The sequence below is a fragment of the Streptomyces cylindrosporus genome, from assembly GCF_022698165.1.
GTDB lineage: Bacteria > Actinomycetota > Actinomycetes > Streptomycetales > Streptomycetaceae > Streptomyces > Streptomyces cylindrosporus.
The window spans coordinates 71576-98050 of sequence record NZ_JALDAY010000023.1; the positions used below are offsets into that span (position 1 = coordinate 71576).

A 26475-nucleotide genomic window follows, 5' to 3' on the forward strand; every position below is an offset into this window, starting at 1 on the left:
ACGTGGGACCACCGGGGCAGCCGCGGAGCCCACGAACCCTCACTCCACGTCCCGAGAAGGCGATCGGCCATGAGCATCACGCAGCAGTACCTCCTCGACACCTACCGTGCCCAGCAGCTCGGCGAGCCCGCACCGCCCGCGCCGGGTGCCCATGAATGGCAGGTCGCGCGCGAGTGGCGGGACTACCGGCAGTTCCTCGCGGTCCTCGCCGAGCGGCCGGCCCACGGGCGGATACGGCTGGCCCGGGGCCGGTGGCTGCGTCCGCGCTCCCGCTCTACTTGCTGACCGCCTCCTCGGGTAGGCGGGCGACGAACTCCGCGACCGCCGCCTGCACGTCGTCGGCGGTCCACTCCAAGCCCGCGGCCCGGACGTACACCTCGGTGAACGCCAGGCCCGGGCCCTTGGCGTCCCACGCATTGGCGAACAGCATCGTGTCCGTCTCCTCGCCCTGCCGGATCGCGGCCTCCGAGACGACGTCGACGTCGTACGGCAGCCAGAGCTGGAAGTCGTGCGTGTACGGCACCTCGGGATGCACCCGCACCCACGGCACCCCGGCCGCGGCGAACCCCTCGCGCAGCGCGGCGGCGACCACGCGCGCGTGGGTGACGTAGTCGGGCAGCCGGGGCAGCTCCCGCTCCAGGCCCGCGAGAGCCGACAGGGCCGTCGGGAACTGCTGGAAGACCTGGCCGCCGTACCGGTGGCGCCAGGTCTTCGCCTCCTCGACGAGTGTCTTCGGGCCGGCGAGCGCGGCGCCCCCGTAGCCGTCGAGGGACTTATAGAACGACACGTAGACGCTGTCCGCGAGGCCCGCGATCTCCTCCAGGGGGCGGCCGAAGTGGACGGGGCACTCCCACAGGCGCGCGCCGTCGAAGTGCACCACCGCGTCGCGCTCGTGCGCGGCTTCCACGACGGCCGTGAGCTGCTCCCAGGTGGGCAGCACGAAACCGGCGTCCCTGAGGGGCAGTTCCAGCATCAGCGCGCCGAAGGGTTCCTCGAAGTCGCGCACCTCGTCGGCGGTCGGGAGCCGGGGCTCGCTGGTCACGCGGACCGGGCGCAGGCCGCTGACCTGGCTGAACGCGTTGCGTTCGTGCACTTCGGGGTGAGCGAGGGCGTGCAGGGCGACGGTCGGGTTCCCGGTGCGCCCGGCCCAGCAGCGCAGGGCCGCCTGCTGGGCCATCGTGCCGGTCGGGAAGAACGCGGCGGCCTCCTTGCCGAGCAGGCCGGCGACCTTATCCTCCAGGGCCTCGACGACGCCGTTGCCGTAGATGTCCGCCGACTCGTCCAGGTCGTACAGGTCCCCGGCGCCGTCCAGCAGCGCGAGGCGCTCGCGGAGCGTGCCGAGGAAGCCGGGGCGCGCGAGAGTGCGCTTGGCGCTCCGGTACGCGCTGACGCGCCGTTTACGGCGCCGCTTGGCCTTTTCCTCATCGGATGTATCCGAGATGTCGGAGATCTGCTCGCCCTGTTCCGCCGTATCACTCATGGCCCGGATCATCCCGCGCCGGCCCCGTGCGGGCACCCGGATTTCGGGTGTGCGGAAACCCACAGCCTGTGGACAACCGAACGCCCCTCGAACCGATAGCGTTAACATGACGAGAAATCGTCCGGTACCCGGAGCGGACTGGAACGGGAAGGCCGCCGTCGCGTGAGTACAAGCCAACTGCCAGATCCCAAGGACCGCCCCGCGCGGCTCACCGTCGGCGTCGTCGGCGCCGGCCGCGTGGGTCCCGCACTGGCCGCGTCCCTCCAGCTCGCCGGGCACCGCCCGGTGGCCGTCTCCGCGGTCTCCGAGGCGTCCAGGAGGCGCGCCGCACAGCTGCTGCCCGAGGTCCCGGTCGTCCCGCCCGCCGAGGTGCTCCAGCGCGCCGACCTGGTGCTGCTGACCGTCCCTGACGACGCCCTGCCCGCCCTGGTCGAGGGCCTCGCCGAGACCGGCGCCGTACGGCCGGGGCAGCTGCTCGTGCACACCTCCGGGCGGTACGGCGCGAAGGTCCTGGACCCTGCCCTGCGCGCGGGCGCGCTGCCGCTGGCCCTGCACCCCGCGATGACCTTCACCGGCACGCCCGTGGACGTCCAGCGCCTCGCCGGCTGCTCGTTCGGCGTCACCGCGCCCGACGAACTGCGGCTGGCCGCCGAGGCCCTCGTCATCGAGATGGGCGGCGAACCGGAATGGATCGCCGAGGAGCGGCGCCCGCTCTACCACGCGGCGCTCGCCCTGGGCGCGAACCACCTGGTCACGCTGGTCGCGCAGTCGATGGAGCTGCTGCGCGAAGCCGGCGTGGAGGCGCCCGACCGGATGCTCGGCCCGCTCCTCGGCGCCGCCCTCGACAACGCCCTGCGCTCCGGCGACGCGGCCCTGACCGGCCCGGTCGCACGCGGGGACGCGGGCACGGTCGCCGCGCACGTCGCCGAGCTGCGCAGGCACGCCCCGCAGACCGTCGCCGGCTATCTGGCGATGGCCCGCGCCACCGCGGACCGCGCGCTCGCGCACGGGCTGCTCAAGCCGGAACTCGCCGAGGACCTCCTCGGAGTGCTCGCCACCGGGACCAACGGCGCCGAGGGAGACGCCCGATGACCACCACCTTGCTGCGCACCGCCGACGAACTGCACGCACGCACGCGTACCGGCCGCCGCGCCGTGGTGATGACCATGGGCGCCCTGCACGAGGGCCACGCCACCCTGGTCCGCACCGCCCGCGAGATCGCCGGACCGGACGGCGAGGTCGTCGTCACCGTCTTCGTGAACCCCCTGCAGTTCGGCAAGGGCGAGGACCTCGACCGTTACCCGCGCACCCTGGACGCCGACATCAAGATCGCCGAAGAGGCCGGCGCGGACGTCGTGTTCGCGCCCTCCGTCGACGAGGTCTACCCGGGTGGCGAGCCCCAGGTGCGCATCAGCGCGGGCCCCATGGGGGAGCGCCTGGAGGGCGCCTCGCGCCCCGGGCACTTCGACGGCGTGCTCACCGTCATCGCCAAGCTGCTCCACATCATCCGCCCCGACGTCGCCCTGTACGGCCAGAAGGACGCCCAGCAGCTCGCCCTGATCCGCCGCATGGTGCGCGACCTGAACTTCGGCGTGGAGATCGTCGGGGTCCCCACCGTGCGCGAGGAGGACGGGCTCGCCCTCTCCAGCCGCAACCGCTACCTCTCGCCCGACGAGCGGCGCACGGCGCTCTCCCTCTCGCACGCGCTGTTCGCGGGCCGCGACCGGCACGCCGCGCAGGAGGCGCTGCGCGCACGGGCCCGCGAGGTGCCCGCCACGCACGCGCGTGCCGAAGCGCTCAGCGCCCTCGGGGAGTCGCGCGCCGCGGCCGACGCGCACGCCGTCGCGAAATCCCTCCCGGGCTCCCCCTCGGCCGTACGCGCCGCCTCCCGTCTGGTGCTCGACGAGGCCGCGCGCCTGTCCCCGCCGCTCGAACTGGACTACCTCGCTCTCGTCGACCCGTCCGACTTCACCGAGATCGAGGACGACTTCACCGGCGAGGCCGTCCTGGCCGTCGCCGCCCGGGTCGGGACGACCCGGTTGATCGACAACCTTCCACTCACTTTCGGAACCCTCGGAGCCGCCTCGTGACCAGCACAGGCATACGACTGCACGCGCCCGCCCCCGGATGGTCCATCAACGCGGACGTGGTGGTGGTCGGCTCCGGGGTCGCCGGACTCACCGCGGCCCTGCGCTGCGAGGCCGCCGGCCTGAAGACCGTCGTCGTCACCAAGGCCCGCCTCGACGACGGCTCCACCCGCTGGGCGCAGGGCGGCGTCGCCGCCGCGCTCGGCGAGGGCGACACCCCCGAACAGCACCTGGACGACACCCTGGTGGCCGGCGCGGGCCTGTGCGACGAGGAGGCGGTACGGATCCTCGTCACGGAGGGCCCGGACGCCGTACGGCGGCTCATCGCCACCGGCGCGCACTTCGACGAGTCCGAGGAGGGCGCCCTGGAACTCACCCGCGAGGGCGGCCACCACCGCCGGCGCATCGCGCACGCGGGCGGCGACGCCACCGGCGCGGAGATCTCCCGAGCGCTGGTCGAGGCGGCACGCGCGCGTGGGGTGCGCACGATCGAGAACGCGCTCGTCCTCGACCTGCTGACCGACGGCGACGGCCGTACGGCGGGTGTGAGCCTGCACGTCATGGGCGAGGGCCAGCACGACGGCGTGGGCGCCGTGCACGCCCCCGCGGTGGTCCTCGCGACCGGCGGCATGGGCCAGGTCTTCTCCGCCACCACCAACCCGTCGGTGTCGACCGGCGACGGCGTGGCACTCGCACTGCGGGCCGGCGCGGAGGTGAGCGACCTGGAGTTCGTGCAGTTCCACCCGACCGTGCTCTTCCTCGGCCCGGACGCCGAGGGCCAGCAGCCACTCGTCTCCGAGGCCGTGCGCGGCGAGGGCGCCCACCTGGTCGACGCCGACGGCGTGCGCTTCATGGTGGGGCAGCACGAACTGGCCGAGCTCGCGCCCCGGGACATCGTCGCCAAGGGCATCCTGCGCCGGATGCTGGAGCAGGACGCCGAGCACATGTTCCTCGACGCCCGGCACTTCGGCGCCGACATGTGGGAGCACCGCTTCCCGACCATCCTGGCCGCCTGCCGCGCCCACGGCATCGACCCGGTCACCGACCCCATCCCGATCGCGCCGGCCGCCCACTACGCCTCCGGGGGCGTGCGCACCGACTCCCGGGGCCGTACGACCGTGCCGGGCCTGTACGCGTGCGGCGAGGTCGCCTGCACCGGCGTGCACGGCGCGAACCGGCTCGCCTCCAACTCCCTCCTCGAAGGCCTCGTCTACGCCGAGCGCATCGCCGCCGACATCACGGCGGCGCACGCCGCGAACGGCCTCCACGCGCGCGTGCCCGAGCCCGTCGAGCACCCCGAGGTGCCCGCGCACCCGCTGCTGGCCCCCGAGGCCCGGTTCGCCATCCAGCGGATCATGACCGGCGGCGCGGGCGTCCTGCGCTCCGCCGACTCCCTCGCCCAGGCCGCCGACGAGCTCCAGCGGCTGCACACCGAGGCCCGCGACGCCCTCGACGAGAACGGCAAGACCGCCGAGCCCGGCGTCGACACCTGGGAGTCCACCAACCTCCTGTGCGTGGCCCGCGTCCTGGTCGCCGCCGCCCGGCTGCGCGAGGAGACCCGCGGCTGCCACTGGCGCGAGGACCACGCCGAGCGCGACGACACCGCATGGCGGCGCCACATCGTCGTACGGCTGAATCCGGACCGCACGCTCGCCGTACACACCACCGATACCCCAGACTTCCCCCCGACACAGCAGCCCCAGCAGCGCCACCAGGAGCAGTGACAGAAGTGAGCACCCCCGACCTTCCCCTCGCGTCGAACGGCGGCTGCGGCGACGGCTGTGCCTGTGGCGCCGGCGAGGACGCCGAATACGCCGAATACCTGGAGTGCGGGCTCGATCCCGCGCTCGCCGAGCTCCTGGCCGGCGCCGGACTCGACCCCGTGGAGGTCGAGGACATCGCCAACGTGGCCATCCAGGAGGACCTGGACGGCGGCGTGGACGTCACGACCGTCTCGACCATTCCCGAGGACGCCGTCGCCACCGCCGACTTCACCGCGCGCGAGGCGGGCGTCGTGGCCGGGCTCAGGGTCGCCGAAGCGGTGATCTCCGTGGTGTGCGAGGACGAGTTCGAGGTCGAGCGGCACGTCGAGGACGGTGACCGGGTCGAGGCCGGGCAGAAGCTGCTGTCGGTCACCACGCGCACGCGTGACCTGCTCACCGCCGAGCGCAGCGCCCTCAACCTGCTGTGCCGCCTGTCCGGCATCGCGACCGCCACGCGCGCGTGGGCGGACGCACTGGAGGGCACGAACGCACGCGTGCGTGACACGCGCAAGACCACGCCGGGCCTGAGGTCCCTGGAGAAGTACGCGGTGCGCTGCGGCGGCGGCGTCAACCACCGCATGTCGCTCTCCGACGCGGCCCTGGTCAAGGACAACCACGTGGTCGCCGCCGGCGGTGTCGCGCCGGCCTTCAAGGCCGTACGGGAGGCCTTCCCGGAGGTGCCGATCGAGGTCGAGGTCGACACCCTGCACCAGCTGCGCGAGGTCGTCGACGCGGGCGCCGACCTGATCCTGCTGGACAACTTCACGCCCGGCGAGTGCGAGGAGGCCGTCGCCCTGGTGCACGGCCGGGCCGCCCTGGAGGCCTCCGGCCGCCTCACCCTGGACAACGCCAAGGCGTACGCCGACACAGGCGTCGACTACCTCGCAGTCGGCGCCCTCACCCACTCCTCGCCGATCCTCGACATCGGTCTCGACCTGCGAGCGGCGGAGTAGGTAACCCCCATGCTGCTGACGATCGACGTAGGGAACACGCACACCGTCCTGGGCCTCTTCGACGGCGACGACATCGTCGAGCACTGGCGCATCTCCACGGACGCGCGCCGCACCGCCGACGAGCTGGCCGTGCTGCTGCAGGGCCTGATGGGCATGCACCCGCTGCTCGGCGACGAACTGGGCGACGGCATCGACGGCATCGCCATCTGCGCCACCGTCCCCTCCGTGCTGCACGAACTGCGCGAGGTGACCCGCCGCTACTACGGCGACGTGCCCGCCGTCCTCGTCGAGCCGGGCGTCAAGACCGGTGTGCCGATCCTGACCGACAACCCCAAGGAGGTCGGCGCCGACCGCATCATCAACGCGGTGGCGGCCGTCGAGCTCTACGGGGGGCCGGCGATCGTCGTGGACTTCGGTACGGCGACCACCTTCGACGCCGTCTCCGCGCGCGGGGAGTACGTCGGCGGTGTGATCGCCCCCGGTATCGAGATCTCCGTCGAGGCGCTCGGCGTCCGCGGCGCGCAGCTGCGGAAGATCGAGGTGGCGCGCCCCCGGAGCGTCATCGGCAAGAACACGGTCGAGGCGATGCAGTCCGGCATCATCTACGGCTTCGCCGGCCAGGTCGACGGGGTCGTCAGCCGCATGGCGCGGGAACTCGCCGAGGACCCCGACGACGTCACGGTCATCGCGACCGGCGGCCTGGCGCCGATGGTCCTGGGCGAGTCCTCGGTCATCGACGAGCACGAGCCGTGGCTGACGCTGGTCGGGCTGCGGCTGGTGTACGAGCGGAACGTGTCCCGTATGTGACCGCGACGGGTGGGAGAGCAACCGGGTGGCGCGGCTGCGCCACACCGCCCCCCTATGTCGAGTTTGTCTGATTAGCGCGTATCGTCGCCGCATGCCCACGCCATACGGATCCCGCGGCGGCATGGCGTTCGGCGCGGAGGAGCTGCGTGTGCTCCGCCGCGCGCTCGCCCTCGCCCTCCACCCAAGCCCCGCCTCGGCCGAGGACGTCCAGGACTGCCTCCGCCTCGCCGATTCCCTCGACGAGGCGATGCGCGAGGGTGCCCGGCTGCGGGCCTTCCTGGTGGCCGACCTCGCCCGCTACCGCGCCGCCCTGCCCGGCACCGCCGCCGGCTACCTCACGCTCCTGGAGGAGGCGCTGGGCGCCGCGTACCGCCCGAACCCGGACGACCTCGCCGCGCTGAGGGCGCTGCGCGGCAACCCGGTCGCGGCGGCCCTCCTGGACCGGTGCCAGATCCTCGCGGAACAGGACGTACGCGCCCGTCTCGCGCGCGGAACGGCCCGCCACGCCTCCCCGGTCGTCCCCGCCTCCCGCACGCGCCTCACGGCCCTCCCCGGCGGCCTCTCGGGACCCGTGGCCGGGGACGCCGACCAGGACCCCGCCAAGAAGCCGGAGCGGAAGCCCGCGGACAAGCCGGCGGCCCCCAAGCCGGCCCCGGCCACCCCGAAGCCGACCCGCCCCATCCCCACCCCCGGCGAGGTCTTCCCGCGCCGCAAGCCGACCCCGCCGCCCGCGCCGAACCCGCCCCAGGAACTCGCCGCGGGCTGAACCGGGCGCCCCGGGGACCGAATGCACCGAACCCCGCCATCGGCCCCCTTTCGGGGCGTGGCTAACCTGGACGCATGGACTACGTCTCCGCGCTCGTGCCCCCGGTCGTCATGGCCGTGTTCTTCATCGGCGTGATCAGGGTGATCGTGAAGACCCAGGGCGGGGCCAACAAGGCCAAGGAGGACGCGGCCGTCGACGCCGCCATCGCGCGCGCGGAGGGCGTCCGCCAGGGCTCCGCCAAGACCGAAGGCTGACCGCGCCCGCCACGGGCGTGTCCGGCACCGGCGTACGGCTCTCGTTTTCCGAGCCGTACGCCCTTTTTGTTGCCGTTTGCCGGTGAAAGTGCACGTCCGGCACGCCAATGCCGAGTTCTCCCACTATTGTGCTGAGCTGTGCCTCGCCCATTGGGAGAACTCGAAGACGCGGTCATGACGCGGGTGTGGAAGTGGAACCGCCCGGTGACCGTTCGAGAAGTCCTGGAAGACCTTCAGCAGGAACGGTCCATCGCGTACACCACGGTGATGACCGTTTTGGACAATCTCCATCAGAAGGGCTGGGTGCGCCGTGAGGCGGAAGGCCGGGCCTATCGATATGAGGCCGTCTCCACCAGGGCCGCCTACGCCGCCGCCCTGATGAACGACGCCTGGTCCCAGAGTGACAACCCGGCCGCCGCTCTCGTCGCGTTCTTCGGGATGATGAGCGAGGAACAGCGACAGGCCCTGCGCGACGCCGTACGGATCGTCCAAGGGCCGGAAGAGGCCGCGGAAACATCCGGGCCCGCGGATGGCGAGGAGAACCCCGGCTCCGCACCGGACGGCGGCGGGCGATAGCGTCCGCTCATGTCAGTGCAGAGCCCCGAAGGCCCCGAAGTCAGCGCTAAAGCCATCACCGTCCGGCGGGCCCGTACCAGCGATGTCCCCGCGGTGCGCCGACTCCTTGACACGTACGTCCGTGAGCGCATCCTGCTCGACAAAGCGACGGTGACGCTTTACGAGGACATCCAGGAGTTCTGGGTCGCCGAACGCGACGACAACGCGGAGGTCGTCGGGTGCGGCGCCCTGCACGTGATGTGGGAAGACCTCGCGGAAGTCCGCACTCTCGCGGTGAAGCCCGGCCTCAAGGGCGCCGGAGTCGGGCACCGGGTTCTGGAGAAGTTGCTGCACACCGCGCGCTGGCTGGGAGTTCGCCGCGTTTTCTGCCTGACCTTCGAAGTGGACTTCTTCGGCAAGCACGGCTTCGTCGAGATCGGGGAGACACCCGTCGACACCGATGTCTACGCCGAGCTACTGCGTTCCTATGACGAGGGCGTGGCGGAGTTCCTCGGTCTCGAACGGGTGAAACCGAACACCTTGGGCAACAGCCGGATGCTTCTGCATCTGTGATCGCCGATCATCGCTGCGTATTCCGCGGCCCATGCCCAGGCTCCCTATGTCCGAAACGCGCATGTTTCCGGACCGGAGGCGGGCTGTCGGTCTCTCCCGGGGGTTTGTGTTTTTCCCGCAAAAGCGGTTTGCTTTCCGACGTACTGCAGTACTGCATATAACAGGGGACGGCGAAACGGCGGACGCCGCAGACCCCAGGCCCGCAAGTTATGGATGAAAGGAAATCCGGTGGCACAGAAGGTTCAGGTCCTTCTTGTCGACGACCTCGACGGCGGCGAGGCGGACGAGACCGTTACGTTCGCGTTGGACGGCAAGACGTACGAGATCGATCTCACGACCGCCAATGCGGACAAGCTCCGTGGCCTTCTCGACCCTTACGTGAAGGGCGGTCGTCGTACCGGAGGCCGCGCCTCGGGCGGTCGCGGAAAGACGCGTGCGGCTTCCGGTGGCAGCCAGGACACCGCGCAGATTCGCGCGTGGGCGAAGGAGAACGGTTTCGAGGTCAACGACCGCGGCCGTGTCCCCGCGTCCATTCGCGAGGCCTACGAGAAGGCCAACGCCTGATCGCTGGCCGGTGGAAAGGCCGGCGGCTGCGCGCATCCGCGCCGCAGCCGCAACCGGTGGCACTGCGTTGCCACCGTGTCCACGAGTCGTACGAGATCGGGGGCGCCCCCTACGCCCCCCACGGCCGACATCGTCGGCAGCGAGGCCTCGACCTCGCACCCCGGCTCGGGGGGCCGCAGCCATACGGCGGCCCCCTGTGCGGCGTCCCGTCGCCCCGGGGGCAACGGCGCGTCCATGAGCGCGCCCTCGCCGAGCGCCGTCAGATCGAGAGCCGGCACCCGCCACTCCAGCCACTCCAGCAGCCCCGGCAGCTCCTCCGCGCTGCCCGCGGCCACCAGCAGCCGCATCCGCCCGCCCTGAAGCGCCACCGGCGAGCCCGCCACGAGATGGCGCAGGCCCGCACGGCCCGCCTCGGCCGGCACGTCCAGTACGTCGAAACGGTCGCCCACCCGCAGCCGTACCGGAAATCCCGTGTTCCCTCCGGGGTTCTCGCGTGTCGCGGGCACCGTGGCCCAGCCCAGTTCGTTCTCGTACCACCGGCGGACCCGATCGCCGGGCCGGGCGTCCGGATCGAGCGGCCGGCGAGGGAGCGGGACCAGCGGGACCGTCGTGCGGTCCGGGCGGTCCGCGCGGTCTGTGGGGAGAGCGGAGGAGGTGACCGGAGGGTGGCTGCCAACCATGCCAAGTGCAACCGCCCGAAGCACCCGCGAGTTACGCTGGGTGTTCCGGCGAATGCGCAGAGTGCCGAAAGAGGGGGCGTGCGGGGGTGCGGGGAGGCGCAAGGTTGTTCGCCCATAGCGGAGCGAACCGGTGCGCGCGGCATGGAGTGTCAGTCCCAGCGGGTAAGACATCCCTAGTGGGAGGGGGCGACACGCAGGCAAGGTGGTCTCACGTTCGCCATCGGCGTACTGATGGTGGGGGTAACTGCCTGGCCTGCGGGAACATCGTCTCGCACCATCGGGTTGGAGCAGATGTCGGCGTTCGGGGTCAGGAGGCCAAGGACGGTGTCGGCAGTTGGAATGAGCGGTCCCCGCTTGCGGGACTAAGCTGCGGAAGGACAGGGAGGGGAAGTTCCCCCCACTGCCTGACCGCTCTGAGGAGCGATTAACGATGTTCGAGAGGTTCACCGACCGCGCGCGGCGGGTTGTCGTCCTGGCTCAGGAAGAAGCCCGGATGCTCAACCACAACTACATCGGCACCGAGCACATCCTCCTGGGCCTGATCCACGAGGGTGAGGGTGTCGCCGCCAAGGCCCTTGAGAGCCTCGGGATTTCGCTCGAGGCGGTCCGCCAGCAGGTGGAGGAGATCATCGGCCAGGGCCAGCAGGCCCCGTCCGGGCACATCCCCTTCACCCCCCGTGCCAAGAAGGTCCTGGAGCTGTCGCTCCGCGAGGCCCTTCAGCTGGGCCACAACTACATCGGCACGGAGCACATCCTGCTCGGCCTGATCCGCGAGGGCGAGGGCGTCGCCGCCCAGGTCCTGGTCAAGCTGGGCGCTGATCTCAACCGGGTGCGGCAGCAGGTCATCCAGCTGCTCTCCGGCTACCAGGGCAAGGAGACCGCCACCGCCGGCGGGCCTGCCGAGGGCACCCCCTCGACGTCCCTGGTCCTCGACCAGTTCGGCCGGAACCTCACCCAGGCCGCTCGTGAGTCCAAGCTCGACCCGGTCATCGGGCGCGAGAAGGAGATCGAGCGGGTCATGCAGGTGCTGTCCCGCCGTACCAAGAACAACCCGGTCCTGATCGGTGAGCCCGGCGTCGGCAAGACCGCCGTCGTGGAGGGCCTCGCCCAGGCCATCGTCAAGGGCGAGGTGCCCGAGACCCTCAAGGACAAGCACCTCTACACCCTCGACCTCGGCGCGCTGGTCGCCGGCTCCCGCTACCGCGGTGACTTCGAGGAGCGCCTGAAGAAGGTACTCAAGGAGATCCGCACCCGCGGCGACATCATCCTGTTCATCGACGAGCTGCACACGCTGGTCGGTGCGGGTGCCGCCGAGGGCGCCATCGACGCGGCTTCCATCCTGAAGCCGATGCTGGCCCGCGGTGAGCTGCAGACCATCGGCGCCACCACGCTGGACGAGTACCGCAAGCACCTGGAGAAGGACGCGGCCCTGGAGCGCCGCTTCCAGCCCATCCAGGTCGCCGAGCCCTCGCTCCCGCACACCATCGAGATCCTCAAGGGTCTGCGTGACCGGTACGAGGCCCACCACCGCGTCTCGATCACGGACGAGGCCCTCGTCCAGGCCGCGACCCTGGCCGACCGCTACATCTCGGACCGCTTCCTGCCGGACAAGGCGATCGACCTGATCGACGAGGCCGGTTCCCGGATGCGCATCCGCCGGATGACCGCGCCGCCGGACCTCCGCGAGTTCGACGAGAAGATCGCGGGCGTGCGTCGCGACAAGGAGTCGGCCATCGACTCCCAGGACTTCGAGAAGGCGGCCTCTCTCCGCGACAAGGAGAAGCAGCTGCTGGCGGCGAAGGCCAAGCGCGAGAAGGAGTGGAAGGCCGGCGACATGGACGTCGTCGCGGAGGTCGACGGCGAGCTGATCGCCGAGGTCCTCGCGACCGCCACCGGCATCCCGGTCTTCAAGCTGACCGAGGAGGAGTCCTCGCGTCTGCTGCGCATGGAGGACGAGCTCCACAAGCGGGTCATCGGCCAGAAGGACGCCGTCAAGGCGCTCTCGAAGGCGATCCGTCGTACGCGTGCGGGCCTCAAGGACCCGAAGCGCCCCGGTGGTTCGTTCATCTTCGCGGGCCCGTCCGGCGTCGGTAAGACCGAGCTCTCCAAGGCCCTCGCGGAGTTCCTCTTCGGTGACGAGGACGCGCTGATCTCCCTCGACATGTCGGAGTTCAGCGAGAAGCACACGGTCTCGCGTCTCTTCGGTTCGCCCCCCGGTTACGTGGGCTACGAGGAGGGCGGCCAGCTGACGGAGAAGGTGCGGCGCAAGCCGTTCTCGGTGGTCCTCTTCGACGAGGTCGAGAAGGCGCACCCGGACATCTTCAACAGCCTTCTCCAGATCCTGGAGGACGGTCGCCTGACCGACTCCCAGGGCCGGGTCGTGGACTTCAAGAACACGGTCATCATCATGACGACCAACCTCGGCACGCGGGACATCTCGAAGGGCTTCAACCTGGGCTTTGCGGCCTCGGGCGACACGAAGTCGAACTACGAGCGCATGAAGAACAAGGTCTCGGACGAGCTCAAGCAGCACTTCCGCCCCGAGTTCCTCAACCGCGTCGACGACGTCGTCGTCTTCCCGCAGCTGACCCAGGACGACATCCTCGCGATCGTCGATCTGATGATCAGCAAGGTGGACGAGCGCCTCAAGGACCGGGACATGGGCATCGAGCTCTCCCAGTCCGCCAAGGAGCTGCTGTCCAAGAAGGGTTACGACCCCGTGCTGGGCGCGCGGCCGCTGCGTCGCACGATCCAGCGCGAGATCGAGGACACGCTGTCGGAGAAGATCCTCTTCGGCGAGCTGCGTCCGGGTCACATCGTGGTCGTCGACACGGAGGGCGAGGGCGAGACCCAGACCTTCACCTTCCGCGGCGAGGAGAAGTCGGCACTGCCGGACGTCCCGCCGATCGAGCAGGCCGCGGGTGGGGCTGGGCCCAACCTGAGCAAGGAGGCGTAGCCCTTCGGGGGTGAGTCGATGAGAGGGGCCGGTGCCGTAGGGTGCCGGCCCCTTTCGCTTGGTCAGAAGAGGTAGGGGCGGGCGATAGGAGAGACGACGTCGGCGTCCGGGAAGAGGGCTGCGTAGGAGGCCACTTCCAGTGACGTAAAGGGAACAGCCGAGTGCAGCAGGACTCTGCGAGCCTGTGGGCACGCGCGGGCCAGCGATGTCAGATCCTCGTCTCCCGAGACTCTGTCCACGTGCAGGATCTCGACCGTGGGCAGCTGAGGTGCCCCCTTGAGGCTGGAGACGAGGCCGGCCGTGATTCCCAGGGTGACGAGGTTGGGGAGCCGGGCGGCCTCGGACCAGTCCTTGGGGCCGAGGTCGCCGGAGCCGTCTCGCAGATCGAGGTAGTCCAGCATCGACCAACGACTCAGGCCGTGCAGGCCTGTTCTTGCGATGGCTCCGCCGCCCAGGCCGAGCGCTGTGAGCGGTGCGTCCTGAGGCAGGGCGGCCAGCCCGCCGCCCGGCAGGGGCGTCTCGACGATGAGGCTCTCCAGCGTTCGGAACTGGTCCAGCCCGGAGATCTCGCCGATTTCGTTGAGATACAACTGGCGCAGGCCAGACCTGGCCAGGGGCAGGAGATCGCCGGCCTTCGGGCAGCGCACGAGAAGCACGTAAGAGAGCGAGCGCAGGGCTGTCAGCGGCTGTAGATCGCACAGTAGTGGGTTGTCGTAGAAGCCGAGGTGCTCCACGCTCTCGGGCAGCACCGTCCAGATGTCCGAAGGGGCATGAGCGCCCTGTATGCCGAGCCGCATCCGAGGGCCGAGTCGCGGCAGAGCACGTACCTGCTCGGGCGAGGTGGGGAAGACGAAGTAATCGTCGGTGCTGACATGGGCCAGCACCTCATTGGCGTACACCTCGGCGTCGAAGCGCTCCCAGGCTCGCGACAGATTGTGCCGTACACGGTCCGCCGCATGCCCCCGGAACCGCGCCAGCACCGGCACCGCCGCATCCGTGCCCACCAGAGTCGCCGTCGCCGTCACCGCCTCGGCCTCGACGTCCGACAGCCCCTCCGGACCCGGTAGCAGCTCAAGGACCAGCGGACCGATCTCCGCCAGTTCCTTGGCCTCCTCCGCCGTCCGCGGCGGCAGCAAGGCGGCCGCCAGTTCCTCGACTCGGCCCCGCACGGTCGGATCCAGTTCCGTCGCGTGTTCCAGGCAGGCCATGGCCAGCAGATGCGCGCGCTTGTCGGGGGACGCGGTCAACAGGCCCAGCAACTCGGCCCGTTCCCGCGGCCGAGCCTGTGCCACGGCCATCCGGATCACGTCCGCCCACTGGTCGTCGGCGGCATGCTCGGCCAGCAGGCCGAAGTCGCCGGACTCGACCGCGGCCCGCGCCCCCAGGTAGTCCTGGAAGGTGCGGTGCACGAAGTGGATCGTGGCGTCGGTCGGTGACAGCAACAGGCCCGTCCGGATCAGGAAATGCCGCAGCACCGCCCCCGCGTCCCCGAGCACCCCTGCCGCCGGAACCGCCGGCAGCACCTCCCCGATGATGCTCTCCGCCCGGCTTCGGTCCATCTCCGTGCGGCCGTTGCGGATCAGCCAGTACGCCAGTCGTTGCAGGAGCTGCAGCTGTGGTTCCTCGCTGAGTTCCGGCACGGTCATGTCCCGTTCCCGGTCACGGCGGACCAGCAGCATGGACAGGGCCGAGTCGTACAACTCCTTGCGGCCGTACGGGAGATAGCCCCGCCGGTCGCGGTGCAGGGCGCAGATCAGGCCGCACATCAGGGGGTTGGTGGCGAGTCGGCCCAGGTCGGGCTTGGTGCGTACGGCGTCGAGGAGTTGGGACTCGTACGAGGTGAGCTGCTCGTCTTCTTCCGGGGTGCCCGTGGCTGCCGCCCGGTGCCAGCGCCGGATGAAGGAGGACACGTCCGACGGGCTCATCGACGACAGGCCGAGCTCCGTGAAGCCGTCCGCCGCGAGCCAGTCCTCGCGGACCGCCGAGGGGCGGGACGTGACCAGCCAGCGGTTGCCGGGGAAGGCCTCGACCAGGTCGCGCAGCCAGGTGCGGGCTCGTTCGCGTTCCGGCTCCGGGACCTCGTCCAGGCCATCGACCAGGACGAGCGCGCGGCCGCCCGCCAGGACGCGGTTCTCCCAGCCCTCCGGCTGGGTGCCGGCCAGGGGGCAGCCCACGGCCGTGAGGAAGTGCGCCGGGGCCGGGAGGCGTTCGCCGTGGCGGGTGAGGGTGCGCAGGGGGAGGACGAAGGGGATGCGGCCGGTGAGGTAGGCCATGCGGTCGGTGGGGCCGGTCGCCGCCGAGACCGCGAGCCACTGTATGAGGGTGGTCTTGCCGGAGCCTGCCGTACCGCGCAGGAGTACACGGTCGTGACCGGCCAGGGCTTGGTCGGCGGGGGTGGAGACGGGCGCGGCTGACGGTGGGCCGAACGCCGGGTCCTCGCCGCGTCCGATCACGTCCAGGCTGAGGTAGGCCGCGTCCAGGGGCCAGCGGTTGTGGGAGTTGGTGAGGTCTATGCCGTAGATCGTGAGCTTGCCGTGCTTTCGGGCGACGTACTCCAGGTAGCCGCGTTCGAAGGCGGTGTCCCGGCCGTCCGGGCGCGGGGTGCGGGCGATCAACTCGTCGACCTTGGCGATGAGTTCGGCCTGTGCCCGGGTCTGTTCGACGAGGGTGCGGGCCACGAAGGTGGACCGGCGGGTGAAGAACTCCAGGATCTGGAGGCAGGCCCATTCCGTGGCGGAGTCGAGGAAGAGGCAGGCGTCCCCGGAGAGGCCGTCGGTGGACGGAGAGCGCCGGCTCAGCCGGCGGGCCAGTTCGGCGCCGCCCAGCCGCACGGCCTGGACGTCGTCCATGTCCAGCTCGCCGAGGGCCAGCAGCCTGCGGGCCAGGGCGTCGGCCACGGCGGTCTGCTCCCGGGCCCGGAACGGCGCTTCGCCGGGCGAGTCGAAGGCCTGCCGGACGAGGTGGTCCGCGAGTTTCTGTACGTCCTTGGCGTCGAGCGTGCGCTTCTCGCCCCGGAAGGACACCAGATCCTTCAGCCGCACCGGCTTGTCGACCAGGCCCGCGCCCGGCCCGTCCGCCACGAACAGCTTCTTCACCAGCGGGCCGACGACGCTCGACGCCAGCTTGCCGCCCAGTACCGCAGGCTCCATCCGCCACCCCCGTGACTCGCGCCAACGGATGGAGCCTAACCGTCGGCTACGACAACTGACCGTCGTAGTCCGGCAGTTTGAACGTCCTGTCCGCGTGGCCGCCCGACAGGTCCGTCGCGCTGTTGCCGATGTTCGCGATGATGTCGTACCCCTTGTTCTCGATGTCGACGCGCTGGGCGGTCTTGTAGGCGGCGACGTCCTTGAAGAGGTCGAAGAGGCCGCGGACGTAGAGGCCGGAGACCTTGTAGCCGTCGTGTTCGAGGTTGTACTCGGTCGGCAGGTAGATGATGCCGGGGCGGGCCGTGACGAAGAAGAGGGAGACGCCGTGTTCCTGGGCGTACTTCGCGACGTTCAGGACGGGCTTGTTGGCCGGCTGGGGGTAGCTGAAGCCGAAGTCGGTCTCCAGCGTGGTGTTGTCGATGTCGAAGACGATCGCCTGCTTGGCGCCGGGCTTGGCGGAGGCGATGCGCTCCTTCAGGTAGGGGAGGGCCTGGTCCATCACCGACTGGCAGTCCTTCTGCCAGGTCGCGTAGTCGACGTCACCGGCGGCGGTGGTCGTCGCCGCTTGGGCGGGGGCCGCCAGGGCCAGGAAGGCGGAGGCGGTGACGGCGGTGACGGCCAGGCGGCTCACCAGCGGGCGTCGGCTTCTCATGGGGGTCCTCTCACGTCCGTATGCCGTTGTCTGGTGCATGTTCGGGGGCGAGGGTGGCGCGAGGGGAACCGTAGGGTTACTGGCGGGTAAGTGGCCAGAGATGTGCGTCACATGGGGCAGGGGATTCTCGACGGTCGCCGGTGACATGCCGCACAGGCGCTTCCGGCCGTACTAGGTCGGATAGTGGGCCGGTCGGGCCGGGCGGACAGAGGTTTCACCGGGGAAGTTTTGTGGTGAAGTACTATATGTCGTCGTAGTTGAGTGTTTTGGGGGTTTGTGGGGGTTGGGGTTACCAAGGGATGGCCCATCCGGCGGCCGCCTGTGCGCCGGGTGGTTTTTCTGTCCCCGTCTCCCCGAGGTTCCGATGTCTTCGCGTGTCACGTCCCGCTCTTCCCGTACGTCCCTGCTCCGCGCCCGCGCGGCCGTCCTGGCCGCCGGACTCGGCGCGTCGGTCGTGCTGGGGGCCGGGGTCGCGGTCGCCGCCGACGCCACCGCCGCCTCCGGTGCGGCGAGCGCCGTCCAGGCGCAGGCCGCCGCGCAGGCCAAGGCCGCGCAGGCCGCCAAGAGCGCCGCCGCCGCGAAGGCGAAGGCCGCGAGCGCGAAGAAGGCGGCCGCGGCCGCGAAGAAGGCGGCGGCGAAGAAGGCTGCTGCCAAGAAGGCCGCCTCCTGGGTGCGCCCGGTGGCGAAGTACACGCTCTCCGCGAGCTTCGCGCAGTCCGGCAGCATGTGGCAGTCCACCCACAGCGGGCAGGACTTCGCCGTCGCGAGCGGTACGAACGTCGTCGCCGCGCACGGCGGGACCGTCGTCAAGGCCGGCGGCAACGGCGCCGGTGACGGGTCCGCGTACGGCAACGCGATCGTCATCAAGCACGGCAACGGGACCTACTCGCAGTACGCGCACCTGTCCCGCATCGACGTCAAGGTCGGCCAGGTCGTGACCACCGGCCAGCACATCGCGCTGTCCGGCAACACCGGCAACTCCAGTGGCCCGCACCTGCACTTCGAGATCCGTACGACCGCCAACTACGGCTCGGCGATCGACCCCGTCTCCTTCCTGCGCGCCAAGGGCCTGAGCCTGTAGGCGCGCCGCGCGGTCACGACGCGTGCATGCCCTCGTGCGCCTGTGCCACGAGGGCCGTCGCGACCTCCAGGACCGCCGCCCGCTTCTCCTCGTCGGTGCCCGGCAGATCGTTCAGCGCGAACATCCCGGCGTGCATCGTGAAGACCGCGCTGACGCAGCGGACCTGGTCGACCAGGTCGGCCTCGGGGTCGATGAGGATGTCGCGCATGCCCATCATGCGGTGCCGGAACATCTCGCCGATGCGCAGTTCCTTCACCGCCGCCTGGTTCTCCTGCATGAAGCGGAAGAGCGGCAGCGCCTCGGAGAGGGCCTCGTTGTAGCGGCGGATGATCTCCTGCTTGGTCTCCAGGCTGTGCGGCTGGCCCTTGCCCCACTCGATCAGTTCCTCGATCGGCTGGGAGAGGTCCTCGAAGATGCTGACGAGGATCTCTTCCTTCGTCTTGAAGTGGTAGTAGAGGGCCGCCTTGGTGACGTCCAGGCTCTCCGCGATCTCCCGCAGCGAGGTCTTCTCGTACCCCTGCTCGGCGAAGAGTTCGAGCGCCACGTCCTGGATGCGCTGGCGAGTGTTTCCGCGGCGCTGCCGCTTGGTGCCGTCCATCGTGCCGCCCATTCTCGCGCTCCTCACGCCCCCTGCGAACTTACTTGCCGCCCGACTAGAAAACTTACTTGACGCCCGGCTAGTTACGGGTCTACCTTCCTCAGTGTAGTCAACTAGCCGGGCGGCAAGTAAGTGGTCGGCCGGGGGAAGCACCAGGCGGTTCCAGGCGGTGCCAGGCAGTTCCTTGGGGAGTGGAAAACGATGGCGGACACACAGACGGTCGAGACCAAGCCGGACGAACTACCGGACGGACAGTCCGGAAAGCAGCCGAAGAGCGTACGGGTCGTGCTGCTCGCGCTCATGATCACCATGATGCTCGCGATGCTCGACAACATGATCGTGGGTACGGCGATGCCGACGATCGTCGGCGAGCTCGGCGGCCTGGAGCACCTCTCCTGGGTGGTCACGGCGTACACCCTGGCCACCGCGGCGGCCACCCCGGTCTGGGGCAAGCTCGGCGACATGTTCGGGCGCAAGACCACGTTCATGACCTCGATCGTGATCTTCCTGATCGGGTCGGCGCTCAGCGGCATGGCCCAGAACATGGGGCAGCTCATCGGCTTCCGGGCCGTGCAGGGCCTCGGTGCCGGCGGTCTGATGGTCGGCGTCATGGCCATCATCGGCGACCTGATCCCGCCGCGTGAGCGGGGCAAGTACCAGGGCATGATGGCCGGCGTCATGGCGATCGCGATGATCGGCGGACCGCTGGTCGGCGGCACCATCACCGACAACTGGGGCTGGCGCTGGGCCTTCTACATCAACCTGCCGCTCGGCGTCGTCGCGCTCGGTCTGATCAGCGCCGTACTCCACCTGCCGAAGAAGCGGGCCAAGGCCGGCATCGACTACCTCGGTGTCGTGCTGCTGACCGTCGGCATCACCTCGATCGTGCTGGTCACCACCTGGGGCGGTTCCGAGTACGCCTGGACGTCCGCGCGGATCATGGAGCTCATCGGCATCGGCGTGGCCGCGCTGATCGGGTTCGTGTTCTGGCAGACCAGGGCCGCCGAGCCGGTCGTACCGCTGCACATCTTCCGCAGCCGCAACTTCACCCTGATGTCGGTCATCGGCTTCATCACCGGGTTCGTGATGTTCGGCGCGACCCTCTTCCTGCCGCTGTACCAGCAGTCCGTGCAGGGCGCGTCCGCGACCAACTCCGGGCTGCTGCTCCTGCCGATGCTCGGCGCGATGCTGGTGACCTCGATGGTGGCCGGACGGGTGACCACGAACACCGGCAAGTACAAGGTGTTCCCGGTCGTCGGCAGCGTCCTGATGATCGTCGGCCTGTACCTGCTGTCCACGATGGACACCGGGACCTCGCGTTTCACCTCCGGTGTGTTCATGGCGATCGTCGGCCTGGGCATGGGCTGCCTGATGCAGATCACCATGCTGGTCGCGCAGAACAGCGTCGAGATGAAGGACATGGGCGTCGCGTCCTCGTCGACCACCCTGTTCCGTACCCTCGGCTCGTCCTTCGGTGTCGCGATCATGGGTGCGCTGTTCAACAACCGCGTGCAGCACGTCATGGCCGAGCGGGCCGGTTCGCTGGGCTCGAAGATCACCGAGAAGTCGGCGCAGCTGGACGCGGCGAGCCTGGCGAAGCTGCCGGCGGCGGCGCGCGAGGCCTACCAGCACGCGGTGTCCGCGGGCACGCACTCCGCCTTCCTGCTGGGCGCGGTGGTCGCCGTCGTCTCGCTGGTCGCGGCGGTGTTCGTGAAGGAGGTCGCGCTGCGAGGGGCGGGACCGAAGCCGGAGGACGGATCGGCGGAGGGCGCGGCCGTGCAGGCGCCGGTTGTGGAAGCCGTCTGATCCGACGATGAGCCGAAGGCCCCCCGGAAGGTGTCCGCCCCGGGGGGCCTTCGCCTTTTCCCGCACGTGCGTTGTCGGAAGCCGTAGTCGGAAGCCGTAGTCAGAAGCCGGAGTCAGAAGCCGTTGTCAGACCCGCGTGCCACCATCGGGGCATGGACAAAATGCGGCAGTTGCGGCTTGCCAAGGACGCCATGGACCGGGACTGGGCCGATCCTGAGCTGGACCTGGATGTCGTCGCCGCGCATGCCGGGTACTCGCGGTATCACTTTCTGCGGGCCTTCAAGGAGGCGTACGGCGAGACGCCCGGGCAGTACCTGACGCACCGCCGCATCGAGCGCGCCGAGGAGATGCTCCGCAGCGCCGATCTGAGCGTCACCGAGATCTGCAACCTGGTCGGCTTCAGCAGCCTCGGGCCCTTCTCGTCCCGCTTCAAGGCGCGGACCGGGCTCACGCCGAGCGAGTACCGGACCAAGCACGTCGGCCGTGGCGCCGCGCTCATACCCGGGTGTTACGCGATGCTCTGGGCCGGGGGTTTCCCCACCGCAACTTTGAAGAAGCGCCCCGGGGTTCGCGCTGCCTACGGTGACGGAAAGGACACCACCGACATCACCGGCATCACCGACGAGCCAGGGAGAGCGGAGCCATGATCCTCGGGCTGGGCATCACCACCGTATGGACCTTCGACCAGCAGCGCACCAAGGCGTTCTTCACCGAGAAGCTGGGCTTCGAGGTGCGGGACGAGGTGTCGATGGGCGACATGAAGTGGGTCACCGTCGGGGCCAAGGAGCAGGCCGGGGTCGAGCTGGCGCTGATGAGCCTGGACGGGCCGGGGCTGGACCCCGAGTCCGCGGAGGCGCTGAAGAAGTTGGTGAGCAAGGGGGTGCTGGGGGCGGGGGCGTTCCGCACGGACGACTGCCGCGGCGACTACGAGACGTTCAGGGCGCGCGGGGTCGAGTTCCTGCAGGCGCCGCAGGAGCGGCCGTACGGCATCGAGGCGATCTTCCGCGACGACAACGGCAACTGGTACTCACTGACCGAGCGCAGCGAGGAGCTGGACTTCTCGAAGGACTTCGGGTGAGGGACGCGGGGTGGCCGAGGACGGGACGAGACGCCCTGCTCCTCCGCAACTCCCGGCGCCCCCCCCGCAACTACCACCCCCCTCGCACCCCCGGCGCGCCCCCGCACCCCCTACGGCAACACCGGATAGCTCCCCGTGTTGGTAGGCGCATGTTCCGGTAGCCACAGGACTGCCACCGCGCCCTCCGCCGGGACGTGGTCCGGGGCGCCTGCTGGGCGGACGTTGCGGAAGGTGAGGCGGGCGCCCAGGACGCGGGCCTGGCCCGCCGCGATCGTCAGGCCCAGGCCGTGGCCGTGGCCGGCGCGGTCCGTGCTGCCCGTGCGGAAGCGGCTCGGGCCCTCCGCGAGGAGGTCGGACGGGAAGCCGGGGCCGTGGTCGCGGACCCGGATCACGCGGCCCTCGACCGTGACCTGGATCGGCGGCTTGCCATGCTTGGCGGCGTTGGCGAGGAGGTTGAACAGGACGCGTTCGAGGCGGCGCGGGTCGGTCGTCACCATCGACTCGTGGACCACCCGGACCTCGATCGCCGGGTCCTTCGCCGCCACCCGCCGGCTGACGAACTCGCCCAGCAGGATGTCCTGCAGCTCGGCCCGCTCCGAGGCCCCGTCCAGGCGGGCCACCTCCAGCACGTCCTCGACGAGGGTGCGCATGGCCTTCGCGCGGTCCAGGACGAGTTCGGTGGGGCGGCCGGGGGGCAGCAGCTCCGCCGCCGTGAGCAAACCCGTGACGGGGGTACGGAGTTCGTGGGCGATGTCCGCCGTGACCCTGCGCTCCGCCTCCAGCCGCTGCTGGAGCGCGTCCGCCATCGCGTCCACCGCGCTCGCCAGGTCGTCGGTCTCGTCCCGCACGACCCCGCCGATCGCGTCCCGCACCCGTACGTCCGACTCACCCTTCGCCACCTGGTTCGCCGCGGCCGCCGCTTTCCGCAGCCGGCGCGAGAGCTGGCCGCCGATCAGCACCCCCAGCGCGCTGCCGCCCAGGACGACCGCGATGGAACCGATCACCAGGGCCTGGTCGAGGTCGTTGAGGATGTCCGTGCTGCGGTCGGTCCAGTTGGTGTGGAGGGACAGGACGTGCCCGTCCTTGACCGGTACGGCGGCCCAGATGTCCGGCGAGCCGTTCGGCCGGTCGGTGATGTACGTCGCCCGCCGCCCCTCGGCGACCTTCTCCCGCAGCGCCGCCGGCAGATCGGGGGCGTCCTTCTCGATGTCGGGGAAGTTCGCCCGCCCCGACAGCTCGTAGCTGCGCTGGGCGATCCGCAGCCGCTCGTCCGCGAGCTCGCGCGCGTTGTCCAGCATCGAGACCCGCGCCGCGTTGTGCACGACCAGGCTCAGCGCGATCGCCACCAGCGCGCCCACCAGCGCGATGGCCGCGCTGAGTTTCCAGCGCAGCCCGGTACGGATGCCGGCCGTGATGCCGCCCGTCTCGCCTGTCACCGGGTTCCGGAAGATCCCCCGCATGTCCCCGCTGTCCCCGCTCAGGCCTTCAACTTGTAGCCGAAGCCGCGGACCGTCTCGATCCGGTCCTGGCCGATCTTCGTACGCAGCCGCTGCACATGGACGTCCACCACGCGGGTGTCCCCGCCCCAGCCGTAGTCCCACACGCGCTCCAGCAGCTTGTCCCGCGACAGGACCGTGCCCGGCGCCGAGGAGAACTCCAGCAGCAGCCGCATCTCGGTCGGCGTGAGCGCCACCGGCTGCCCGGCCCGGCGCACCTCCATGCCCTCGGTGTCGATCTCCAGCTCGCCGAAGGTCAGCACCCCGCCGGAGACCTCGGGGGCGTGGTCGTCGCCCTTGTCCCCGCCGCTCGCGTGCCCGAAGCGCCGTAGCACCGCACGGATCCGTGCCACCAGCACCGCGCCGTCGAACGGCTTGGTCACGTAGTCGTCGGCGCCCGCCTCCAGGCCCAGCACCACGTCGATCGAGTCGGCCCGCGCCGACAGCATGATCACCGGCACGGTCGACTCGTCGCGGATCCGGCGGCACAGGCTCACCCCGTCGAGACCCGGCACCATGACGTCGAGCAGCGCGATGTCGGGGCGGTTCGCGCGGAACGCGTCAAGGCCCGACAGACCGTCGGGCATCGCGGTGACCGCGAAGCCGTCCCGCTCCAGGGCGAGCTGGGTGGCCTCGCGGATGACGTCGTCGTCCTCGACGAACAGGACATGGGTCTGGTCTGCCATCCCGGTGCTCTCAGTTCTCGTGGGGGTGCGTGCCGATCGCTTCACTCTTACGAGGGTGACCCTACGAGGGCGACGACGCGTCGCCTCCCACGGCGTTGCTGTAGTCGTTGTGCGTGCGGTACTCCTCGGTGAAGTGGTCCGCGGCCCAGCGGTACGTGATCACGTTCTCGCCGGACGGACTCGACACCGGGTCGCCCTTCTCGTACACCTGCTTGGTCACCACCAGGTCGCCGCGGTCTATCTCCGCGTAGACCGGAGGCGCCTCGGCCTGGAACACGTTCTCGTACCGGCCGCCCTCCTCGCGATACACGTACGAGCCGATCCCGACCGCGTCCCCGCAGGTCAGCACGTTCACCACGACGTCGTCGTCGGATCCGCCGGTCAGGTCGCCGTACGACACGTCGACGGGGTACTCGTCGGCGACGCACGGCTTCAGCTCCTGTTTGACCTCCGTCGAGACCGCGGGGTCGTCCTTGACGAGCTTGACCGCGTCCACGCGCGTGGTCTTCGACGGGCTGGGCGTGATGGTGGGGGTGGCCGCGGCACCGGCCACCGATTCGGCGTGCGCCGGGCCCTCGTCACGGGCTCCGGTGCCGCCGGTCGCGCAGGCGGAGACGAACAGGGCGAGGGCGGCGAGCACGGCCACCGCCGTGAACGCCGCCTGCAAGGTCCCTCGGCCCGAGTCCGTCAGACCGCGCAACGCTCCCGCTCCTCACGCTCCAGCGCGCGTGCGTCCAGATCGCGGCTCTCCAGCTCCTCGCGGAGCCGGGCGAGCGCCCGGTGCAGCGTGCTCTTGACCGTTCCGGCCGACATGCCGAGTGCGGCGGCCGTCTCCTCCGTGGACATCTGCTCCCAGTGTCGCAGGACGACCACACTGCGCTGCTTCGGTGCGAGGACTTTCATGATGTCCATGAGAAGCGCCCGGTCCGCGTGCTGTTCGGTCGAGTCGTCGACGCTCGCGTCCGGCAGCTGCTCGGTGGGGACCTCGTCGAGCTTCCGGGCCCGCCACCACTCGGTACGTGTGTTGATCATGACCCGGCGCAGGTACGCGTCCGCGAGCCGCTTGTCCGCGATGCCCTCCCAGCGGCCGTACGTCCGTACGAGCGCCGTCTGGAGGAGGTCCTGCGCGTCCACCGGGTCCGGGACCAGCCGGCGGGCACTGCGCAGCAGCGCGTCCTGCCGGGTGCGGACGTACTCCTCGAACTCGAGCACCTCGCCCTGCGCCATGTCGAACCGCCTCCCGTTCCCCGTTCCCGGCCGGCCCTTTTCGCCGTCGGTGTCTTCCGTGGGAATGAAGCTACGGAGGCTTTGTGACGGGGCTGTCCGAAGCAGCGCTCGGCTGGCAATCGGCTGTCCGTCGGTTGTGTAACGGACGTAGGCGCGGGGTAAAGAGGCGCACCGAATCGGCCCGGTATGGGGCGATTCGGGGAGGCGGTGGTCTGTGACGGGGCGGCGGTTTATGTCAGCGGGAGGCGATACAGACCCCCCGGCAGGGGCTCCACGAGCCCGTCCGACACAAGGCCGTCCAGGGCCCGCGCGCGCTGTACCGGCTCGTGCCACACCCGGTCCAGGACGGGCTGCGGGACCGGTCCATGGGCCTCACGGAGTACGGCGAGCAGCTTGCCGCGGACCTGGCGGTCGGTGCCGGCGTACGTCTGGCCCTTGCGCGGCGGGCCGTCGTGCTGCGGCTTGCCCGCGGCCCGCCAGGCGCAGCTCGACGCGATCGGGCAGCGGTGGCAGGACTCGTTCTTCGCGGTGCAGATCAGGGCGCCGAGTTCCATGGAGGCCGCGGCCCAGCGGGAGGCCGTGCGCTCGTCCTCGGGCAACAGGGCGCGGGCCAGCCTGCGTTCGGCGGCCGTGGTGGCGTTCGGGGGGTACTGGACGCCGGTGACCGCGCGGGCCAGGACCCGGCGGACGTTGGTGTCCAGGACGGGGTGGCGCTGGCCGTAGGCGAAGGAGGCGACCGCCGCCGCCGTGTACTCGCCGATGCCGGGCAGGGCGAGGAGCTGGGCGTGGTCGGTGGGGACGTCGCCGCCGTGCCGTTCCGTTATGGCCAGGGCGGCGCCGTGCAGGCGCAGGGCGCGGCGCGGGTAGCCGAGGCGGCCCCAGGCCCGGACGGCCTCGCCGGGGGGCTCCTCGGCCAGGTCGGCGGGGCGGGGCCAGCGGGAGAGCCACTGCTCGTAGACCGGCAGGACGCGGGCGACCGGCGTCTGCTGGAGCATGAACTCGCTGACCATCACTCCCCAGGAGCCGGCGTCCGGGCGGCGCCACGGCAGGTCGCGGGCGTTGTCCTCGAACCAGTCGATGACGGGGGAGTGGAGGGCCGGGGCCTGGACGGGGGCGGCGGCTTCGGGGGTGTTCGTGAGCGCAGTCATGGCATTCCGATCCTGCCATGGGCCGCGGGGGTTGGGCCGCGCTTGCGGCCGCGGTGCGTCGCGGGCGTCGCAGCCGGGATGATGATCCGGAAAAGTTGACGTACCGGCGGCGGGTG

The 26475-nt window shown here is 70.6% G+C and carries 26 protein-coding genes; 16 read left to right on the forward strand and 10 right to left on the reverse strand.

Annotation, left to right across the window (positions count from 1 at the left end; genetic code table 11):
- Positions 1 to 69: 69 nt before the first annotated feature.
- Positions 70 to 285, forward strand: coding sequence for a hypothetical protein (locus MQP27_RS49060; RefSeq protein ID WP_242778504.1), 216 nt, complete (start codon positions 70 to 72; stop codon positions 283 to 285).
- Here MQP27_RS49060 and MQP27_RS49065 read toward each other — a convergent pair.
- Complete coding sequence (locus MQP27_RS49065) at positions 275 to 1480, reverse strand: threonine aldolase family protein (protein WP_242778507.1); 1206 nt, start codon at positions 1478 to 1480, stop codon at positions 275 to 277. The two genes, MQP27_RS49060 and MQP27_RS49065, sit on opposite strands and share 11 nt — an antisense overlap.
- A gap of 162 nt (positions 1481 to 1642) precedes the next feature.
- Between MQP27_RS49065 and MQP27_RS49070 the strand changes: the two genes are divergently transcribed.
- From MQP27_RS49070 to MQP27_RS49115, 10 genes are all read left to right on the forward strand, one after another.
- Positions 1643 to 2572: a Rossmann-like and DUF2520 domain-containing protein gene (locus MQP27_RS49070; RefSeq protein WP_242778510.1), complete on the forward strand. Its 930-nt coding sequence runs from the start codon at positions 1643 to 1645 to the stop codon at positions 2570 to 2572.
- Positions 2569 to 3570, forward strand: a complete 1002-nt coding sequence (panC, locus tag MQP27_RS49075) for a pantoate--beta-alanine ligase (protein WP_242778513.1) — start codon at positions 2569 to 2571, stop codon at positions 3568 to 3570. The genes MQP27_RS49070 and panC overlap by 4 nt, the downstream gene beginning before the upstream one ends.
- Complete coding sequence (locus tag MQP27_RS49080; RefSeq protein WP_242778516.1) at positions 3567 to 5291, forward strand: L-aspartate oxidase; 1725 nt, start codon at positions 3567 to 3569, stop codon at positions 5289 to 5291. Before panC ends, MQP27_RS49080 begins: the two co-directional genes overlap by 4 nt.
- 5 nt (positions 5292 to 5296) lie before the next feature.
- Positions 5297 to 6283, forward strand: coding sequence for a carboxylating nicotinate-nucleotide diphosphorylase (gene nadC / locus MQP27_RS49085; RefSeq protein WP_242778519.1), 987 nt, complete (start codon positions 5297 to 5299; stop codon positions 6281 to 6283).
- Between the two features lie 9 nt (positions 6284 to 6292).
- On the forward strand, positions 6293 to 7090 hold the full coding sequence (locus MQP27_RS49090; protein ID WP_242778522.1) for a type III pantothenate kinase: 798 nt from the start codon (positions 6293 to 6295) through the stop codon (positions 7088 to 7090).
- Positions 7091 to 7211: 121 nt separating this feature from the next.
- Positions 7212 to 7856, forward strand: a complete 645-nt coding sequence (locus tag MQP27_RS49095) for a hypothetical protein (RefSeq protein WP_242778649.1) — start codon at positions 7212 to 7214, stop codon at positions 7854 to 7856.
- A gap of 74 nt (positions 7857 to 7930) precedes the next feature.
- Complete coding sequence (locus MQP27_RS49100; RefSeq protein ID WP_242778525.1) at positions 7931 to 8110, forward strand: hypothetical protein; 180 nt, start codon at positions 7931 to 7933, stop codon at positions 8108 to 8110.
- Positions 8111 to 8284: 174 nt separating this feature from the next.
- Positions 8285 to 8686 carry a BlaI/MecI/CopY family transcriptional regulator gene (locus MQP27_RS49105; RefSeq protein ID WP_242778652.1) on the forward strand — a complete coding sequence of 134 codons (402 nt, stop codon included), beginning with the start codon at positions 8285 to 8287 and terminating at the stop codon, positions 8684 to 8686.
- A 9-nt stretch (positions 8687 to 8695) separates the two neighbouring features.
- Positions 8696 to 9238 (forward strand): amino-acid N-acetyltransferase, encoded by a 543-nt coding sequence (locus MQP27_RS49110; RefSeq protein WP_242778529.1) that lies wholly within the window; start codon positions 8696 to 8698, stop codon positions 9236 to 9238.
- A gap of 228 nt (positions 9239 to 9466) precedes the next feature.
- A complete protein-coding gene (locus tag MQP27_RS49115) occupies positions 9467 to 9802 on the forward strand; it encodes a histone-like nucleoid-structuring protein Lsr2 (RefSeq protein ID WP_242778531.1) in 336 nt (111 codons plus the stop codon).
- On the opposite strand, the gene MQP27_RS49120 is transcribed toward MQP27_RS49115, so the two are convergent.
- A complete protein-coding gene (locus tag MQP27_RS49120; RefSeq protein WP_242778534.1) occupies positions 9781 to 10482 on the reverse strand; it encodes an SCO3374 family protein in 702 nt (233 codons plus the stop codon). The two genes, MQP27_RS49115 and MQP27_RS49120, sit on opposite strands and share 22 nt — an antisense overlap.
- A 430-nt stretch (positions 10483 to 10912) precedes the next feature.
- Between MQP27_RS49120 and MQP27_RS49125 the strand changes: the two genes are divergently transcribed.
- Positions 10913 to 13438, forward strand: a complete 2526-nt coding sequence (locus MQP27_RS49125; RefSeq protein WP_242778537.1) for an ATP-dependent Clp protease ATP-binding subunit — start codon at positions 10913 to 10915, stop codon at positions 13436 to 13438.
- A gap of 62 nt (positions 13439 to 13500) precedes the next feature.
- Here MQP27_RS49125 and MQP27_RS49130 read toward each other — a convergent pair whose 3' ends face one another.
- Together MQP27_RS49130 and MQP27_RS49135 are read right to left on the reverse strand one after the other, a co-directional pair.
- Entirely contained in the window at positions 13501 to 16587 is a 3087-nt protein-coding gene (locus tag MQP27_RS49130) for an NACHT domain-containing protein (RefSeq protein WP_242778540.1), read from the reverse strand.
- A 46-nt stretch (positions 16588 to 16633) separates the two neighbouring features.
- Positions 16634 to 17239, reverse strand: a complete 606-nt coding sequence (locus MQP27_RS49135; protein WP_242778543.1) for an HAD family acid phosphatase — start codon at positions 17237 to 17239, stop codon at positions 16634 to 16636.
- A 364-nt stretch (positions 17240 to 17603) separates the two neighbouring features.
- Between MQP27_RS49135 and MQP27_RS49140 the strand changes: the two genes are divergently transcribed.
- Positions 17604 to 18320, forward strand: coding sequence for a M23 family metallopeptidase (locus tag MQP27_RS49140; protein WP_242778546.1), 717 nt, complete (start codon positions 17604 to 17606; stop codon positions 18318 to 18320).
- Positions 18321 to 18333: 13 nt separating this feature from the next.
- Here the strand turns inward: MQP27_RS49140 and MQP27_RS49145 are convergent, their stop codons facing one another.
- Complete coding sequence (locus MQP27_RS49145; protein WP_242778549.1) at positions 18334 to 18930, reverse strand: TetR/AcrR family transcriptional regulator; 597 nt, start codon at positions 18928 to 18930, stop codon at positions 18334 to 18336.
- 189 nt (positions 18931 to 19119) lie between these two features.
- Here MQP27_RS49145 and MQP27_RS49150 point away from each other — a divergent pair, with 189 nt between their 5' ends.
- From MQP27_RS49150 to MQP27_RS49160, 3 genes are all read left to right on the forward strand, one after another.
- Positions 19120 to 20724 (forward strand): MDR family MFS transporter, encoded by a 1605-nt coding sequence (locus MQP27_RS49150; protein ID WP_242778552.1) that lies wholly within the window; start codon positions 19120 to 19122, stop codon positions 20722 to 20724.
- 161 nt (positions 20725 to 20885) lie between these two features.
- A complete protein-coding gene (locus MQP27_RS49155) occupies positions 20886 to 21371 on the forward strand; it encodes a helix-turn-helix transcriptional regulator (RefSeq protein WP_242778655.1) in 486 nt (161 codons plus the stop codon).
- Positions 21368 to 21802, forward strand: a complete 435-nt coding sequence (locus tag MQP27_RS49160; protein ID WP_242778555.1) for a VOC family protein — start codon at positions 21368 to 21370, stop codon at positions 21800 to 21802. Before MQP27_RS49155 ends, MQP27_RS49160 begins: the two co-directional genes overlap by 4 nt.
- A gap of 110 nt (positions 21803 to 21912) precedes the next feature.
- On the opposite strand, the gene cseC is transcribed toward MQP27_RS49160, so the two are convergent.
- The 5 genes from cseC to MQP27_RS49185 form a co-directional block, all read right to left on the reverse strand.
- The gene (cseC, locus tag MQP27_RS49165; protein ID WP_242778558.1) at positions 21913 to 23262 is read right to left on the reverse strand and encodes a two-component system sensor histidine kinase CseC; all 1350 of its coding nucleotides are present in this window, start codon (positions 23260 to 23262) and stop codon (positions 21913 to 21915) included.
- Positions 23263 to 23279: 17 nt separating this feature from the next.
- A complete protein-coding gene (gene cseB / locus MQP27_RS49170; protein ID WP_242778561.1) occupies positions 23280 to 23984 on the reverse strand; it encodes a two-component system response regulator CseB in 705 nt (234 codons plus the stop codon).
- Between the two features lie 61 nt (positions 23985 to 24045).
- Positions 24046 to 24684, reverse strand: a complete 639-nt coding sequence (locus MQP27_RS49175) for a hypothetical protein (protein ID WP_242778564.1) — start codon at positions 24682 to 24684, stop codon at positions 24046 to 24048.
- A complete protein-coding gene (locus MQP27_RS49180) occupies positions 24672 to 25211 on the reverse strand; it encodes a SigE family RNA polymerase sigma factor (protein WP_242778567.1) in 540 nt (179 codons plus the stop codon). Before MQP27_RS49180 ends, MQP27_RS49175 begins: the two co-directional genes overlap by 13 nt.
- Before the next feature lie 230 nt (positions 25212 to 25441).
- Positions 25442 to 26359 (reverse strand): iron-sulfur binding domain-containing protein, encoded by a 918-nt coding sequence (locus tag MQP27_RS49185; RefSeq protein WP_242778570.1) that lies wholly within the window; start codon positions 26357 to 26359, stop codon positions 25442 to 25444.
- Positions 26360 to 26475 lie beyond the last annotated feature (116 nt).

Coding starts and splice junctions, on each gene's coding strand:
- MQP27_RS49160 (WP_242778555.1), top strand. CDS start 21,368: ATGATCCTCGGGCTGGGCATCACCACCGTATGGACCTTCGACCAGCAG.
- MQP27_RS49105 (WP_242778652.1), top strand. CDS start 8,285: ATGACGCGGGTGTGGAAGTGGAACCGCCCGGTGACCGTTCGAGAAGTC.
- MQP27_RS49130 (WP_242778540.1), bottom strand. CDS start 16,587: ATGGAGCCTGCGGTACTGGGCGGCAAGCTGGCGTCGAGCGTCGTCGGC.
- MQP27_RS49060 (WP_242778504.1), top strand. CDS start 70: ATGAGCATCACGCAGCAGTACCTCCTCGACACCTACCGTGCCCAGCAG.
- cseC (WP_242778558.1), bottom strand. CDS start 23,262: ATGCGGGGGATCTTCCGGAACCCGGTGACAGGCGAGACGGGCGGCATC.
- cseB (WP_242778561.1), bottom strand. CDS start 23,984: ATGGCAGACCAGACCCATGTCCTGTTCGTCGAGGACGACGACGTCATC.
- MQP27_RS49155 (WP_242778655.1), top strand. CDS start 20,886: ATGCGGCAGTTGCGGCTTGCCAAGGACGCCATGGACCGGGACTGGGCC.
- MQP27_RS49065 (WP_242778507.1), bottom strand. CDS start 1,480: ATGAGTGATACGGCGGAACAGGGCGAGCAGATCTCCGACATCTCGGAT.
- MQP27_RS49090 (WP_242778522.1), top strand. CDS start 6,293: ATGCTGCTGACGATCGACGTAGGGAACACGCACACCGTCCTGGGCCTC.
- MQP27_RS49125 (WP_242778537.1), top strand. CDS start 10,913: ATGTTCGAGAGGTTCACCGACCGCGCGCGGCGGGTTGTCGTCCTGGCT.
- MQP27_RS49140 (WP_242778546.1), top strand. CDS start 17,604: ATGTCTTCGCGTGTCACGTCCCGCTCTTCCCGTACGTCCCTGCTCCGC.
- MQP27_RS49120 (WP_242778534.1), bottom strand. CDS start 10,482: ATGGTTGGCAGCCACCCTCCGGTCACCTCCTCCGCTCTCCCCACAGAC.
- panC (WP_242778513.1), top strand. CDS start 2,569: ATGACCACCACCTTGCTGCGCACCGCCGACGAACTGCACGCACGCACG.
- MQP27_RS49150 (WP_242778552.1), top strand. CDS start 19,120: ATGGCGGACACACAGACGGTCGAGACCAAGCCGGACGAACTACCGGAC.
- MQP27_RS49180 (WP_242778567.1), bottom strand. CDS start 25,211: ATGGCGCAGGGCGAGGTGCTCGAGTTCGAGGAGTACGTCCGCACCCGG.
- MQP27_RS49100 (WP_242778525.1), top strand. CDS start 7,931: ATGGACTACGTCTCCGCGCTCGTGCCCCCGGTCGTCATGGCCGTGTTC.
- MQP27_RS49135 (WP_242778543.1), bottom strand. CDS start 17,239: ATGAGAAGCCGACGCCCGCTGGTGAGCCGCCTGGCCGTCACCGCCGTC.
- MQP27_RS49110 (WP_242778529.1), top strand. CDS start 8,696: ATGTCAGTGCAGAGCCCCGAAGGCCCCGAAGTCAGCGCTAAAGCCATC.
- MQP27_RS49145 (WP_242778549.1), bottom strand. CDS start 18,930: ATGGGCGGCACGATGGACGGCACCAAGCGGCAGCGCCGCGGAAACACT.
- MQP27_RS49095 (WP_242778649.1), top strand. CDS start 7,212: ATGGCGTTCGGCGCGGAGGAGCTGCGTGTGCTCCGCCGCGCGCTCGCC.
- MQP27_RS49185 (WP_242778570.1), bottom strand. CDS start 26,359: ATGACTGCGCTCACGAACACCCCCGAAGCCGCCGCCCCCGTCCAGGCC.